Raw genomic sequence first — 14,724 nt, 5'->3', positions numbered from 1 at the left:
TCCGACATCGCATCCATAAAAACAATCGTAGGGGCGAAGAGCCGTTCCCAATCAACACCACACTACCTTTAATGTTATCGGGTCGGCCTCCACCTGGTATTGGGATTATCGCCCTTTTCTTGTATGTACGCGGTGTCGGATAATTGCCAATACCAGGTGGAGGGCGACCCGATTAAATTAAAGGTTGGGTGGTGTTGATTGGGTACGGCTCTTCGCCCCTACCATTGTTTTTATGGATGCGATGTTAGATAATTTCAGATACTGTATTTATTAATTTGTTGGGGTTATTGAGATTATTAGGATGATGTGGATTTTTTGAATTAGCACGATATTCATATTAATCTCGTTGAACACCAGGACTTTGTAGTTATAGTATCTGTAATTATCTTACATCGCATCCATAAAAACAATCGTAGGGGCGAAGAGCCGTACCCAATCAACACCACCCAACCTTTAATTTAATCGGGTCGCCCTCCGCCCGGTATCGATAATCTGACACAACATTTAGAAAAGGGCGATAATCCCAATAATCCCGATCATCCGAATAATCTCGATCATCCCAACAATGGATTCAATACAGTATCGGAAATTATCTATCATCGCATCCATAAAAACAATGGTAGGGGCGAAGAGCCGTACCCAATAAACACCACCCAACCTTTAATTTAATCGGGTCGCCCTCCGCCAGGTATAGATAATATTACAAAACATATAGAAAATCGCGATAAACACAATGCTAGGGGCGAAGAGCCGTACCCAATCAACACCACCCAACCTTTAATTTATTCGTGTCGCCCTCCACCTGGTATTGGTAATTATCCGACTCCGCTTAGATACAAGAAAAGGGCGATAATCCCAATAATCCCTATCATCCGAATAATCTCGATCATCCCAACAATGGATTCAATACAGTATCGGAAATTATCTATCATCGCATCCATAAAAACAATGGTAGGGGCGACCCGCCATACCCAATTAACACCACCCAACCCTTAATGGTATCGGGTCGCCCCCCGCCCGGTATTGGTAATGTGACACCGAATTGAGACAAGGGCGAGTCGATATAGGTTAATTCTCACACCGAACATTAATGCAGCGACTCGCCCCTACAGCCCTTACCCCCGACAACCGCGATAATTCCGCCAATCTTGACAATGGATTCCATCAGCGATATCGAAAACGATACATTAACCATTACTGGCGTTGATACCAACAATACCCAAGGAAATGTCACCATCAACGCCAATGGCACAATCACCTACAATCCGAATACAGCTTTTCAATACTTAGGCGCAGGCGAAACCAGCACAGATACCTTCACCTACACAATTACTGATGGCAACCAAGGAACTCGCACCGCCACTGTCACCGTAACAGTTACTGGGGTGAATGATGCCACTCAAGTCAGTGTAGCCGATTTTGTCGTGATTTAATCCCAAATCCGCCTTTGTAACCCCCTTTATCCCTTGGGTTTTTTTGCATGGGGGATTTAGGGGGATTAAACGTATCTCATAAGATCGGAAAGTGCTGTAACTCCGTGGCGGTTGGCACAATAAAATTCGCCTGTGGCGCGATGGCAATTGGTTCAGCGCTATAAGACACAAGTCAAGACAGTAAAAGGGAATACCAGATTTCCCCCATCCCTCAATTCTGCCCCAAGGAAACTTGATGTAAACTCTAAAGGTCGTATTTCTCTATCGGTAACTGAATCCACCCGCCTGATTAAATTTCTTACTCTAACGTTATGCGCTCTACCCTAAAGACGCCAACATCGTCTCACGCTTGGCAGGATCTGCCCCTCGCGCAAGTGCCAGACTCACTACAACTGGATAACATTAAAACCCAGTTGGACTTAATCTTGATGGCGCTGGAAGCCTTGGCGGGGATTGGTTCTGAAGCAATGCTACAAGCGGCGGCTGACTTGAATTTAGAGTCAGTGGTGTCCGATCGCGTCGGGTTATGGCGTCTGCGTCAGTCTAACCCTCAGCGGAAAAGTTCAGGGGGGCGTAAAAAGTTGGATGTGGAAGAAGCGCGATCGCTAGTTTTGATTATTTGTCATCTTGCCAAGCAGCATCAGGAACTCATTCGTCGGGCTGTAGCCCTATTGGAACAAATGACCGAACAAAATAGTGAACCCCATCGGACTGCGTTGTTAGGCGATTATCTCGATACATTTATTAACACCTATCAGGAACGGATGGAGCAAGGAGACGAGGTATCCATGGATTTACTTAACCAACTGGCATTTAAATTACTAATTGATTTACTCTTTTACAGTGATACCCACGGTCATCGGCGTCTCTGGTTAGCCTTGTTGGGTTCAGCGTCTGCCTGAATTTTGACCGTGTAGGGGCGGGTTTCACTACTATCTTTTCCTTTGCACCTAGATGTAACTAAACCCGCCCCGACTAAGTGCGAACATTTTATGACAAATGACGAATGACAAATGACGAATAACAAATGATAATGCCTAGCTCAGTTCTACGCCGCTATACGCCACCCACCTGTACTCTAGCAATTGTGGCAAAAACGTCACCCCTGTCGCGTTGGGTGGGGAAGTCTGTTGTCAAAGACTTACGGTTTGAATTACATTTTGACGATCCGCGACAGCCTGAGGAAAAGCTGGTGACGATAAAAGGCGATCGCACGGAACTTGATGTCTTATATGAAGCGGTTAGTCACTACATACAAAACTTCCTCAACACCTCTCCCCAACCATTACCCTGGACTAAGCTAACCTCTTCTGTACAACCTGATAATCTAGAGGAATCCGAATCTAATACCCCAGAAACCGCCTCTCCTATCTCATTAGTTACCTCGGCTCAACCTTCCGAAAATCAAGAGTCTGAACTACCATCCACAAAATTACAACCTTTAAAACCCTGGACATTGCCATTAGGTATTACACTACAACCCAAAGGGTTAGTCACCCATGAATTAGTTCTCGGTCAACTCGCAAACGAAGACTCTGGATCAGTTGTTTACTTAAGTGTTCTTCAACTGTTCGATTTAGCCACAGCCTTAGATGATTATGCCGCAGAAATTTTAGCCTTACCCAACCTCAATCGTGCGGGTAAAGCCAAAGTCTTACCCCTGTGGACAAAAGCCGCCGCTATCGTCGTGTTAGCCGTAGGAGTCACAACAGCAGGGGTGAGATGGTTCAATCAATCCCAATTAACTCAGGAAACCGCCAGCCTCAGTTCAGCCTCAGATTCAGCCGAAGAAGTCCCCTCAAACCTGGCTCAAGAACTGCCCACACCAACACCATCCCCCTTACCTTCGCCACCCTCACCCATTCCAACGCCAACAGTACCACCCTCGTTAGCCAACGCGCCCACAATACCTCCCCCCAAACCCGTTAAACCCCCAGCACCATCGACTCGGAGTTTGTCACCCGCACCAGCACCCCAACGTCGAGAGATTGCCATCACGCCTCCACCCCAGCGCCCTCCGGCTCAACCCGCGCCGAGTACAGCCGCATCTGTGCCAACTCCATCCCCAACCCAGCCTAGTCGCCCTCCAGCGCAGCCTCCTAGCACTACCCAAGGTTCATCTCGTCCTCAAGCGCAAACAACACCCCCACCTCTACCCATATTTCCTCCTCTCGATGTCACTCCGGCTACACCTGAACGCCCAGAATCGACAAATCGTCTGCCCGTTATCACCCGTCTTCCTTCTCCCTCAACAGATACAGAGCCAAACACCTTGGGTAATAATGATGCAGCCACAGGTAGACTCTTTGATACGATTCCCCAAGTTGCCCAAGCAAGAACCTACCTGCAACAGCGATGGCAACCGCCAGAGGACTTGACAAAAGTGCTAGAGTATCGGCTATTTATTGCGCCAGATGGTTCCATTGAACGGATTATTCCTCTGGGACAAGCCTCACAAGTTCACATTGAAAAAACTGGTATTCCGTTAGTAGGTAAACCCTTTGTTTCACCCATTCAAGGAGACAAGAATCCCACAATTCGGGTTGTCCTGAATCCGGATGGTCAAGTTGAGACATTTTTGGAGGAGATGCAATGAAAGAATGGATTGGGGGAAAACCAACTTTACCCCCACCGGAAGAATCGCGATCGCAAGCGAAGGCGTATACTATGGGGAATTGGGAATTGGAAGACCCTAAACACAGGAGAATTCCCTCATTCCCATTGTCCACTACCTAAACTGCCATGCGCGTTTTACTCCTCTATCCCCAGTTTCCCAAATCGTTCTGGTCTTTTGACAAAGCCATCGAACTGGTTGGACGCAAGGTAACTCTGCCGCCCTTGGGTATGATTACAGTGGCTGCAATATTGCCTCAGACGTGGGAATTCCGTCTGGTAGACCGGAATGCGAGATTAGAAACTCAAGCCGATTGGGATTGGGCAGATTTAGTCATTGTCTCCGGGATGATTGTGCAGAAACCTGATTTGCTGCACATCATTCGGGAAGCCAAGCAGCGCGGTAAGACAGTTGCAGCCGGAGGTCCCTATTTTACCTCTGTACCCGAGACAGCATTACAAGCTGGGGTCGATTTTCTAATTTTGGATGAGGGGGAAATTACCTTACCCAAGTTTGTTGAAGCGCTAGAACGCGGAGAAACCTCTGGTGTACTCCGTTCTGATGGAAAAAAGCCGGATGTCACCAATACCCCGATTCCTCGCTATGACTTACTGAATTTAAGTGACTACAGTGATATGTCGGTACAGTTTTCTAGAGGCTGTCCATTTCAGTGTGAGTTTTGTGACATTATTGTCCTCTATGGACGTAAGCCCCGCACGAAAAGCCCAGCACAACTACTCGCCGAATTACAACGACTCTATGACTTGGGATGGCGGCGTTCGATTTTCTTAGTGGATGATAACTTTATTGGCAATAAGCGGAACGTTAAGCTATTACTGCGAGAACTCGGACCGTGGATGGCGGAACACGGCTATCCGTTCCGCTTAAGCACAGAAGCTTCAGTCGATTTGGCACAGGATCAGGAATTGCTAGATTTAATGATAGCGGCTAACTTTACGGGTGTGTTTTTGGGAATTGAAACACCAGATACGGAGAGTCTATCCCTCACCCAAAAATTCCAAAATACTCGCAACTCCCTGATGGAAGCCGTACAAACGATAAATAAATCTGGACTGCGGGTGATGGCAGGGTTTATTATTGGCTTTGATGGAGAAAAATCCAGAGCAGGCGATCGGATTATCCAGTTTGTAGAAGCCACAGCCATTCCTCAAGCCATGGTGAGTATGCTTCAGGCTCTGCCCAATACAGCGTTATGGCATCGACTCAAGCGAGAGGAGCGTCTGTTAGAAGAAGATAAGGAAGCCAATATTCACCAAGGAACCCTAATTAATTTTATCCCCACTCGTCCTGTAGAAGAACTCGCTCGCGAATATGTCAGTTGTTTCTGGGAATTGTACGAACCTCACCGCTATTTGGGGCGAGTGCATCGCCATTTCCTCCAGATGCAACCCACGCCGCACAAACGTAAATTTAAGATACCAGACTGGATGACTCTGCGGGCGCTATTAATTATTATGTGGCGACAGGGAGTCAAGCGTTACACTCGGTTCCAGTTTTGGCGTCAATTATTCTCGATTTTACGGAAAAATCCCCGCATCTTTGAGCGTTATATCGTCAATTGCGCTCATCTAGAGCATTTTTTGGAGTACCGTCAAATTGTCCGGGATAATATTGAAGCACAATTAGCGGAGTATTTAGCCGAAAAAGCCAAGGTTTCTGCTGAAGTAAGAGAAACCGAATTAGTCAGCTAAATAGGCTACTGGCGTGACACAGCGAATTTGATGGATTATTACGTCCAGAAATTGTAGGGGCGCAAGGCTTGCGCCCGATTTAACCGTGCATAGTGCAAATGGTATTCGTTCAACCCAGCTTAGGTGAAATTGAACACCTAGACTCTCAATTAGCAAAACATTTTAACAGCAAGTTAATTGTCCATGAGCAGCTAAACCGCTCATTGGCTAGTTATCAAGCCAATAAAACTCGCGCTATATATCGTTGGTATAAGTATAAAGAGGCTTTTTCTGCTGCTTTAATGGAATACCTATTGCAGCGTTATGAGATTACTAACGGCACAATGTTAGATCCATTCGCTGGGAGTGGTACAGCCCTATTTGTCGCGAGTGAAATGGGTATCAATGCCCAAGGTATTGAATTACTGCCGATTGGTCAGGAAATCATTACAATTCGGAAACTAATAGCCTCCAACCTTACTACTGATGATATCGCTACTTTAACCCATTGGTCAACAACACGACCCTGGGAAAAGGTTGAGAGTATCTGCTCTCTTCTCGAATTAAGAATTACTAAAGGAGCGTATCCCGAAGCAACTCGAAACGCAATTGAACAATACATGAGCGCATGGCAATGTGAGAATAAACGAGTTCAGGCTATTTTGCGCTTTGCCTTACTTTGTATTTTAGAATCGGTGAGTTACACCCGCAAAGACGGTCAATATTTGCGCTGGGATTATCGCTCAAGCCGGAAACCCGGAAAGAAGGCTTTTAATAAAGGTAAAATTCCCAGTTTTGCTGAAGCAATTTGCAGTAAACTCAATGAGATTGTTGCTGATTTGCAGCCTCAACATGAACAGCTTGAACTTTTTTCGGTAGAGAAGGAACTAGGTGAGATTAAGCTTGACAAGGGTTCATCTCTAGATTTAATGCCAAGGTTACCAGATAGTTCATATAATGCTATTTTAACTTCGCCTCCCTATTGTAATCGCTACGATTACACAAGAACTTATGCTTTAGAATTAGCATTGTTAGGTATAAATGAGCAGGAACTATTAAACTTGAGACAACAAATGCTGAGTTGTACCGTGGAAAATCGCCCCAAAGATTTACTTCAAATGAATCCTCACTGGCAATCCGCGATCGCGGCGGCTGATCACCAGGAATTATTACAAGCTATTCTTCACTATTTAGAGGATCAGAACTCACGGGGAAGTTTAAATAATAAAGGAATTCCGCGTATGGTTCGTGGATACTTTTATGAAATGGCTTGTACAATCTCTGAATGTGCGCGAGTTTTGAAATCTAATGCTCCCTTGATCATGGTGAATGATAATGTTCGCTATGCTGGAGCAAGTATTTCCGTGGATCTGATTCTTTCAGACTTAGCCGAAAAACTGGGATTTTTTGTTGAAACTATCCTAGTGTTGCCTAATGGCAAAGGCAATAGCAGTCAACAAATGGGCGCTCATGGGCGAGAACCGTTGCGGAAATGCATTTATGTGTGGAGAAAACGCTGATGACAATGGATAATCCCTATTGTCAGCATTTGAATTCCAGTGATGACTTAGTGACTCCTTATGCAGCAATAAGAGCTGGTTTTGTCGCTTTAGCTTTAGAGAAGAATAGACGTGCTACACCGTTTGTTGAGCAAGCAAGAGTTTTGAAAGTGGCTGCATCTAGAATCCAAATCCCTATGGAATTGGTTGATATTGAGGACATACAACCAGCCTTATTAACAGCAGCAGGTGTTTCCGATAAAGCAGCAAAATATCTAGATACTCACGATAAAGTTGCGGCAATTCGGGGATTAATCGAAAATTTCATTGAGCCAGCAGGTGCAAATTTTATTGAGGAGTTAGTTTTTCGATTTCTGCTCATACGAGGAGATACTTTGGGCGGTTCAATGCGGAATGTGGGCGGAATTTTGGCACAACGTAAGTTAACGCGCATGTTGATATCTACTTTTTATTAAAAACAATGTAGACTTATGCCTGTTAAACTGTAGTCCCCAAGAGTTGGCAACAAAAAAACTGGCTAAAGCGACTTACAAAATTCCTACTGTTTACCTAGCTCTTGGAGAACTCAAAGGAGGCATTGATCCGGCTGGTGCTGATGAACATTGGAAGACAGCTCGTTCAGCACTACAGCGCATCAATCAAGCATTTATGATCCATGAACTAAAACCCTATACCTTCTTTATTGGAGCTGCAATAGAAAAGAAAATGGCAAATGAAATCTGGCATCAGCTACAGGAAGAAACGCTGACAAATGCAGCTAACTTAACGGATGAAGAACAACTGGCTTCTATATCACGTTGGCTATGCAGTCGTTAAGTATATCTCATCAAGCTGAAAACGACTCTATCTATAAGTGGAGAAACCGTAAAATGCACGTCAATCGAAATCTGAGGAACAAAATCCAACTCGTCGAAGAATTTGTTGGGGTTCGCTGTCGCTCTACCCAACCTACTATTCCCAACTTAATCCGAATGCCACTGACTGGTATGTTGGTGGGCAATGCCCACCCTACGGTATATCAAAGGTTTCGGTGATTCCCTAATGCAAATTTTCAGTGCCATTCAACTTAATCCGGTAGACGGATTGCCAGACAGCAAAACTCCTGCAAGTATTAAATTATTTCTTATATTAAATACAGCATCCTTCAGTTTAGGGATTAGAGTACAGCTAACCTGAGTCCTAAATTAACCATCAATTCCAAGCCTATCGGTATAAACTATGTTCTCCTTAACTCAAAACAACTCTCGACAACGCGAAATTCTAGAAGTCGTCTTCCGCAATGGTTGGGAGTACATGCGAAGACTGCTGACGGGTAGCAAGGCTGACAAACCACAATTGCCTCCCCCAGAGGTGCTGCGTAACGTGCTAACAGAATTGGGACCGGTTTATGTGAAGCTGGGACAGTTGCTGAGTACTCGTCCCGATTTGTTACCCGCCGATTACATTAATGCTCTCTCGGAACTCCAAGCTAGAGTACCCCCTGTGGCGTGGAGTGAGGTTGAAGTGTTGCTGCGAAAACAACTACGAAAGCCGTTAGAGGAAACCTTTGCCAAAATTGACCCCCGCTCCGTGGCTGCTGGTTCTATTGCCCAAACCCATCGAGCTACCTTAAAAAATGGTCAGGAGGTAGCGCTGAAAGTTCAGCGTCCAGGAATTGATAAGGTTGTTCCTCAGGATATCGCGATAATTAAAAGTTTAGCCGATTTAGTCTCGCGCACTGAGTTTGGACAAGACTATGATGTCGTGGCTTTGGCGGAGGAGTTTGCCAACGCCCTGGAAGCCGAACTCGATTTTACCAAAGAAGCCAGCTATGCTGACCAATTGCGGCGCAATCTATCCAAAAGTCGCTGGTTTGACCCAACGCAAATCATGGTTCCCGCTATTTATTGGGAATTGACGACGGAGAAACTGATGGTGATGGAATGGTTAGAGGGTAAACCCATTCTCGAAGCCCAGTTTCCGGTAGAGCAAAATGGCGAAGATAGCGGTAACGAGAAGGAACAGCGCAAAGCAATTACTACGCTTTTATTTCGTGCCTTTTTTCAGCAACTCTATGTGGATGGTTTTTTCCATGCTGATCCTCATCCCGGTAACTTATTTTATCTCCAAGATGGTCGCGTAGCGCTTTTGGACTGCGGCATGGTTGGACGCTTAGACCCACGCACTCAACAGATTTTAACCGAAATGTTACTCGCGATCGTGGATTTAGATGCTCAACGCTGCGCCCAGTTAACGCTGCAACTATCTGAGTCAGGTCAACCCGTTATCTTATCACGGTTGGAAAATGACTACGATCGCATGTTGAGAAAATACTACAACCTCAGCATCTCACAAATCAACTTCAGTGAGATCTTTTATGAAATCTTGGAACTTGCCCGAAATAACCGAGTCCGCTTACCCAGCAATATGGGATTATACTCCAAGTGTCTCGCCAACCTAGAAGGGGTGGCTCGTACTTTTAATCCAGAGGTGAATCTCCTCGACGAAATCAAACCCCTGATGACCGATTTATTTCGGCGTCAGCTTTTGGGTTCAAATCCCTTGCAAACCTTTCTCAGAACCGCTCTGGATGTTAAAAGTCTCTCTCTACAGTCTCCCCGTCAGATGGAGTTACTGCTTGACCGGATCACGTCAGAAACTTTAAAGTGGAATATTACAATTCGAGATATTGACCCTCTGCGCCGCAGTCTGGATGATTCAGCCAATCGGCTTTCATTTAGTATTTTGGTGGGTTCCTTGATTATGGGCGCAGCGATTATCTCGACAGGAGCGCGAACGAGTCAGCTTTCGCTAATAAGTAATATCCTGTTCGGTGTTGCCAGTTTTTTAGGGTTGTGGTTAATTGTCAGCATCCTCAAGTCAGGACGATTGAAGTGATTGTTCTTCGGTATTTGTGGTGGCAACCCGAGTTTTTGGTATCAGGGAACCGGGAACCGGGAATAGATAAAGCATAATGGGCTATAGAAATTTTATCTCCTATTTCCCTCATCTTCCCCAGCTTCCCCAGCTCCCCCAGCTTCCCCAGCTCCCCCAGCTCCCCCAGCTTCCCCAGCTCCCCCAGCTTCCCCAGCTTCTGGAGAAGGTTGAAGCTTCAAGGCTTGTTGGAGTTGGGCAAGTTCATCGCGATGGGCGATAACAGTCACTAAGCTTTGCTTATCCGTCTGGGGATTCGGCAAAGGTTCAACTTTTAGGAACACCTGTTCATCGCGTCCCGCACCTTTCCAGTAAAAAATGCCAGCCACAGGAGCCAGTAAAACTAGCCCCAGGAAAACCTGGGATAGGTTTGGGTACAGTATGGATAGAACTAATGATAGACAAAGAATCCCACAGGCAGCCAGTGCGGTTAAAAAGATAGCCAGAAACCAACTGGGTCGGACAAAACCCTGAAATGTCACTTGACCCGTGGCTGGGTCAACCGCAGCTACCCGGTATGCCCTTTGATCAAAATAGTTCTGCAACCGTTCTAAGAGAGAGGCTTCGGGTTCTTGGGCAATGAGTTGAACTTTTTGGGTTCGGTCTTTAACCGAAGCACGGATGAAAAAGAACAAACCTACTGCTAACAACAAAGTCAGCAGGAATGTGGAAGACAGAATGGGTGTACTCACAGATATTGACCAACAACAGGTATCCTTGGCTTACCACTTTACTGGGGTGAACCGATCATGATTCAACAGTTGAGCCGTAAGAGACTCAACAGATCCCCTGTCGTTGACAATAATAACTCATTTAGCCGAAGAACCCGTACATGACGGCAGAAACTGACCATCAGTTCACCCCACAAACCCGTGTTTGCACCTCGCCTTGAGTTGGGGAAAGATTGTTACTGATGGTGTAATTCTGCCGAAATGTGCTATATTGCTTGTTTCTCCTGAGTAATATACCTACGCCAAAACCCTGCTAGTTCGCGGGCTTTATCCCGCCAATCACCAGAGATCTGATACATACGACGGGGGCGTCCTCGTCCTTCCACTTTTTTCCAATACCCAGTGATTGCCCCAGCTTCTTCCAGAAACTTGAGGGCGCTGTAAAGAACTGTATCAGACAGTCGATAGGTTGGGTATTCGTGTTCGAGTTGTTGGATCAAGTGAGTGCCATAGGATTCCCCTTCTATGAGGACAGACAACACATAACATACGGCTAATTCCTTGTTGAGATAGTTGGGAGGAGGGTCTTGAAAAAACTGATAGATATCCTCAAATTTCATCTGCATAGTCCGCTGAATATCCCAGTGAGTCAGATTTGCATGGGACAGTTTTCCTAAAACTAACCATGGTTTCAACACCCTGAAAAAGTTTGGTGCAATGTATCGATCAGCAATGAGCAATCTCGACTTGCTCATTCCTCTGGTACTTTATAACCTCAAAGTATTGAGGTCGTCTAATGCACTCGTTAGTTTGGTTACGGCAGATGCAACAGCACTGAATAATCTCCATCAATTTTAGCTAAGTCATGGAGTATTTTTCCAAAAAAATCGAGGCTTCCAAGTCCAGATCCAGGGAAAATCGTCCCCTTAGTGTGCAACCTGAGTGCGTGATCGCATTGCTAGCATTAATAATTTCTACTAGCTTATTGAGCAATAGTCCGCAATATTTTGTTTTCAATTCCTTAACGTTTTCCCTAAGGGGGTTTCAGACCGTCTATTGGTCACGACTTAGAGATGCTACCCTATTTCCGGAGGGGTCTGGAAAACGTTAGTTAAACACCCAGTTCTGGATTCGTCTGCCAAACTTCTTTAATAATCTTACCTGTTTGATCGAAGTCAGCCTGGTAAGACATTGACAAAACCACCATCAGTCCCTGATCAGATTGGGCGGTGATCTGAATTTGAGCTTTAACCGTGCGATCGCGCCGTTGTTGCTCCAGTACCTGAAAGTCTTTGATATCATATTGGCGGAAAAAGTCCTGCCAAGCTGAGTAGATGGAGAGCCCCTGATAGGTTTCATTCACATCAGGTACATTGTAGGAGCGCTTAAGAACAGCATGATCACTGTAGCCATAGATTAACAGATCAGGATTAGCTGTTGCGATCGCCTGCCAGTGTTGTTGAGCCGCAGATAGGGGATTCGTGCTGACCTGATTTTTGTACAACGACAAACTCCAGACTAAAGCGATGGCACAGATGGCGTAGGATAAACGTTGTTTCCAATTCAGTTCCATACGCTTCCTCCATGAGCTGACCAGACGATGAGGTTCCCACCGTAGGGCTAAAGCTTGGCTTTCGCTTTATACCTGACCTAACAGACGCACAACCCCGATTAAAAGTTCACGGAGGAATAAGCTAAAGATTATGAAATATAAATGATGAATTATGAAAATTTATATTCAGTGGCAAAGATTCGTCGGAGTTAGCGTTTCGCTTGCACAAACAACAGTTTTCTAGTTCTCCTGGTTAAATATGAAATAGGTGTCACTCACGGATTCGAGTCCCAATGCGAGAATTGCCCGATACGTCCTCACTACCCACCCCCCTCCAACGCATCGCCTTGGTGCTGCGTACCTTTGGTAGAATTGCTTTGTGGGTACAATTAGTCCTCGGAGTTGTGTCGCTGGGGATCTTGCTCACCGGAATCGCTGGTCGTACCATTGGACCGACAGACGAGAAACAAGGTGTTGGGTTTGGCATATTTTTAGCTATTTGTGGGTTAGTCACGTTAGGTGTGGGTGTCTACATCGCATGGCGCTATACTCGCATTTCCCAACAGTTACTCGTTGGCAATACAGAAACACGACCCAGCAAAGCCGATACCCTTAAAACCATTAGGCTAGGATTAATCGTCAATATGGCGGGCATGCTATTGACGATTGTGGGTGCCCAAGCCATCATCGGCAGCATTGTGATCCGCTCGATTTCCCAACCCTCTGGCTTGACGGTGTACGAAGCCAACCGATTCGTGCGACCCTTAGACTTATTCTTGGTACAGGCGAATATCAACACCATTACAGCTCATTTTGCGGGTATCGCCATTGCCATTTGGCTGTTCAATCGCATTAATCGGTGATTCGTCATTCGTTCTTTGTCATTCGTCATTCGTCCTTTTTGCCCAGTATCCCTAAAAATCTGTGCTTGACCTAAAGCAAATCCGAGAAAATCCCCAAAGCGTCCAAGAACGCCTAGAAAAACGCGGGGCGGGTCAGTATGACCTCCAGCCCATTTTGGACTTGAATCAGCGCCAACGGGAACTAGAGACATCCCGTAGTCGCCTGCAAGCCCGTAGTAATGAGATTGGTAAACTCATCGGTCAAAAAATTAAAGCCGGGAGTCCCCCTGACGCGCCAGAAACCCAACAACTGCGAGAGGAAGGTAATCAGGTTAAAACCCAAATTAGTGAACTAGAACCTCAAGAAAAAGACCTGAAAGCAGAAATTGAGGCGCTATTACTCTCACTACCCAATCTACCCAGTCCCTCAACTCCCGTTGGTCAGAGTGAAACGGAAAATGTCGAGGTGCGCCGTTGGGGTGACGAGTATATTCCCCAGAATGACAAGATTTTACCCCATTGGGAAATTGGCGAAACCCTCGGTATTCTCAATTTTGAGCGGGCGGTGAAAGTGGCACAAAGTCGTTTTGTCAGTCTAATCGGTGTCGGTGCTGCCTTAGAGCGGGCGCTGATTAGTTTTATGCTAGATCGACAAATTGCCGCAGGCTATGTGGAAGTGATCCCACCGATACTAATTAACAGCCGCTCATTAACGGCGACGGGTCAACTGCCCAAATTTGCGGAAGAAAGCTTCAAGTGTGATAGCGATGATCTATGGCTTTCGCCCACAGCGGAAGTCCCCTTAACCAATCTTTACCGTGACGAAATTCTAGACGCCTCCCAACTCCCTATTTATCACTGCGCCTATACACCCTGCTTTCGTCGAGAAGCTGGAAGTTATGGGCGAGATACCAAAGGGTTGATTCGACTGCACCAGTTTAATAAAGTTGAGCTGGTCAAACTTGTTCATCCGAGTACCTCGGAAGCTGAACATGAAAAGCTGGTGGAAGATGCTGCTGCCATTTTAGAGGCGTTAAAACTCCCTTACCGTGTTATTGAACTCTGTACTGGAGATCTAGGATTCTCTGCCACAAAATGCTATGACTTAGAAGTCTGGCTTCCTGCTTCGGGAAAATACCGTGAAATTTCGAGTTGTTCCAATTGCGGTGATTTCCAAGCGCGACGCGGTAGTCTACGCTTTAAGGAAACGGGCAAAAAAGGAACTCAGTTTGTCCATACCTTGAATGGATCTGGATTAGCCATTGGGCGCACCCTGTCGGCAATTTTAGAGAATTATCAGCAACCTAACGGTACAGTAAAAATACCAGAGGTTCTACATTCCTATATGGGACGTGAGGTGTTGTGAGCCTTAACCCGCCTTGGCTTGAACGCGATGTTTTCTGTAGGGGTAGGTTTCACTTTTTCTCGTTCCTTGTTCATCCAAAGGCGACTAAACCTGCCCAGCCTAAGTGCAACAATTAACGAGAG

General features: G+C 45.8%; 11 protein-coding genes and 2 pseudogenes. 10 read left to right on the top strand and 3 right to left on the bottom strand.

Annotated features, from left to right (window positions below; all coding sequences use genetic code 11):
- Window positions 1–1,154: 1,154 nt before the first annotated feature.
- From RIG27_RS23080 to RIG27_RS23045, 8 genes and pseudogenes are all read left to right on the top strand, one after another.
- Complete coding sequence (locus RIG27_RS23080; protein ID WP_446349070.1) at window positions 1,155–1,433, top strand: Ig-like domain-containing protein; 279 nt, start codon at window positions 1,155–1,157, stop codon at window positions 1,431–1,433.
- Window positions 1,434–1,744: 311 nt separating this feature from the next.
- Window positions 1,745–2,335 carry a DUF3038 domain-containing protein gene (locus RIG27_RS23075; RefSeq protein WP_446349068.1) on the top strand — a complete coding sequence of 197 codons (591 nt, stop codon included), beginning with the start codon at window positions 1,745–1,747 and terminating at the stop codon, window positions 2,333–2,335.
- 125 nt (window positions 2,336–2,460) lie between these two features.
- Window positions 2,461–4,029: a DUF4335 domain-containing protein gene (locus tag RIG27_RS23070; RefSeq protein WP_446349066.1), complete on the top strand. Its 1,569-nt coding sequence runs from the start codon at window positions 2,461–2,463 to the stop codon at window positions 4,027–4,029.
- Window positions 4,026–4,169, top strand: a complete 144-nt coding sequence (locus tag RIG27_RS23065) for a hypothetical protein (protein WP_446349064.1) — start codon at window positions 4,026–4,028, stop codon at window positions 4,167–4,169. The genes RIG27_RS23070 and RIG27_RS23065 overlap by 4 nt, the downstream gene beginning before the upstream one ends.
- 6 nt (window positions 4,170–4,175) lie before the next feature.
- On the top strand, window positions 4,176–5,759 hold the full coding sequence (locus RIG27_RS23060) for a B12-binding domain-containing radical SAM protein (protein WP_446349062.1): 1,584 nt from the start codon (window positions 4,176–4,178) through the stop codon (window positions 5,757–5,759).
- Between the two features lie 98 nt (window positions 5,760–5,857).
- Window positions 5,858–7,258, top strand: coding sequence for a DNA methyltransferase (locus tag RIG27_RS23055; RefSeq protein ID WP_446349060.1), 1,401 nt, complete (start codon window positions 5,858–5,860; stop codon window positions 7,256–7,258).
- Window positions 7,231–8,074 (top strand): annotated as a pseudogene (locus RIG27_RS23050) (AvaI/BsoBI family type II restriction endonuclease). The gene RIG27_RS23055 and the pseudogene RIG27_RS23050 overlap by 28 nt, the downstream one beginning before the upstream one ends.
- A gap of 402 nt (window positions 8,075–8,476) precedes the next feature.
- The gene (locus RIG27_RS23045) at window positions 8,477–10,135 is read left to right on the top strand and encodes an ABC1 kinase family protein (RefSeq protein WP_446349058.1); all 1,659 of its coding nucleotides are present in this window, start codon (window positions 8,477–8,479) and stop codon (window positions 10,133–10,135) included.
- Window positions 10,136–10,338: 203 nt separating this feature from the next.
- Here RIG27_RS23045 and RIG27_RS23040 read toward each other — a convergent pair.
- The 3 genes and pseudogenes from RIG27_RS23040 to RIG27_RS23030 form a co-directional block, all read right to left on the bottom strand.
- Window positions 10,339–10,863: pseudogene (locus RIG27_RS23040) on the bottom strand (cofactor assembly of complex C subunit B); the annotation flags it as partial.
- A 245-nt stretch (window positions 10,864–11,108) separates the two neighbouring features.
- Window positions 11,109–11,462: a PadR family transcriptional regulator gene (locus RIG27_RS23035; protein ID WP_446349072.1), complete on the bottom strand. Its 354-nt coding sequence runs from the start codon at window positions 11,460–11,462 to the stop codon at window positions 11,109–11,111.
- Between the two features lie 491 nt (window positions 11,463–11,953).
- A complete protein-coding gene (locus RIG27_RS23030; RefSeq protein WP_446349056.1) occupies window positions 11,954–12,415 on the bottom strand; it encodes a hypothetical protein in 462 nt (153 codons plus the stop codon).
- Between the two features lie 272 nt (window positions 12,416–12,687).
- Here RIG27_RS23030 and RIG27_RS23025 point away from each other — a divergent pair, with 272 nt between their 5' ends.
- Window positions 12,688–13,257, top strand: a complete 570-nt coding sequence (locus RIG27_RS23025) for a DUF3611 family protein (RefSeq protein WP_446349054.1) — start codon at window positions 12,688–12,690, stop codon at window positions 13,255–13,257.
- Window positions 13,258–13,318: 61 nt separating this feature from the next.
- Window positions 13,319–14,602, top strand: a complete 1,284-nt coding sequence (serS, locus tag RIG27_RS23020; RefSeq protein ID WP_446349052.1) for a serine--tRNA ligase — start codon at window positions 13,319–13,321, stop codon at window positions 14,600–14,602.
- Window positions 14,603–14,724 lie beyond the last annotated feature (122 nt).

It is taken from the genome of Coleofasciculus sp. F4-SAH-05 (assembly GCF_040222985.1).
Lineage (GTDB): Bacteria > Cyanobacteriota > Cyanobacteriia > Cyanobacteriales > Coleofasciculaceae > Coleofasciculus > Coleofasciculus chthonoplastes.
The sequence above is the reverse complement of the archived record's forward strand: the minus strand, read 5'-3'. Positions and strand labels throughout refer to the sequence as shown.

Excerpts from the sequence above, each read along its gene's own strand:
- RIG27_RS23080 (WP_446349070.1), top strand. The coding sequence starts at position 1,155 with ATGGATTCCATCAGCGATATCGAAAACGATACATTAACCATTACTGGC.
- RIG27_RS23075 (WP_446349068.1), top strand. The coding sequence starts at position 1,745 with ATGCGCTCTACCCTAAAGACGCCAACATCGTCTCACGCTTGGCAGGAT.
- RIG27_RS23070 (WP_446349066.1), top strand. The coding sequence starts at position 2,461 with ATGATAATGCCTAGCTCAGTTCTACGCCGCTATACGCCACCCACCTGT.
- RIG27_RS23065 (WP_446349064.1), top strand. The coding sequence starts at position 4,026 with ATGAAAGAATGGATTGGGGGAAAACCAACTTTACCCCCACCGGAAGAA.
- RIG27_RS23060 (WP_446349062.1), top strand. The coding sequence starts at position 4,176 with ATGCGCGTTTTACTCCTCTATCCCCAGTTTCCCAAATCGTTCTGGTCT.
- RIG27_RS23055 (WP_446349060.1), top strand. The coding sequence starts at position 5,858 with ATGGTATTCGTTCAACCCAGCTTAGGTGAAATTGAACACCTAGACTCT.
- RIG27_RS23045 (WP_446349058.1), top strand. The coding sequence starts at position 8,477 with ATGTTCTCCTTAACTCAAAACAACTCTCGACAACGCGAAATTCTAGAA.
- RIG27_RS23035 (WP_446349072.1), bottom strand. The coding sequence starts at position 11,462 with ATGAAATTTGAGGATATCTATCAGTTTTTTCAAGACCCTCCTCCCAAC.
- RIG27_RS23030 (WP_446349056.1), bottom strand. The coding sequence starts at position 12,415 with ATGGAACTGAATTGGAAACAACGTTTATCCTACGCCATCTGTGCCATC.
- RIG27_RS23025 (WP_446349054.1), top strand. The coding sequence starts at position 12,688 with ATGCGAGAATTGCCCGATACGTCCTCACTACCCACCCCCCTCCAACGC.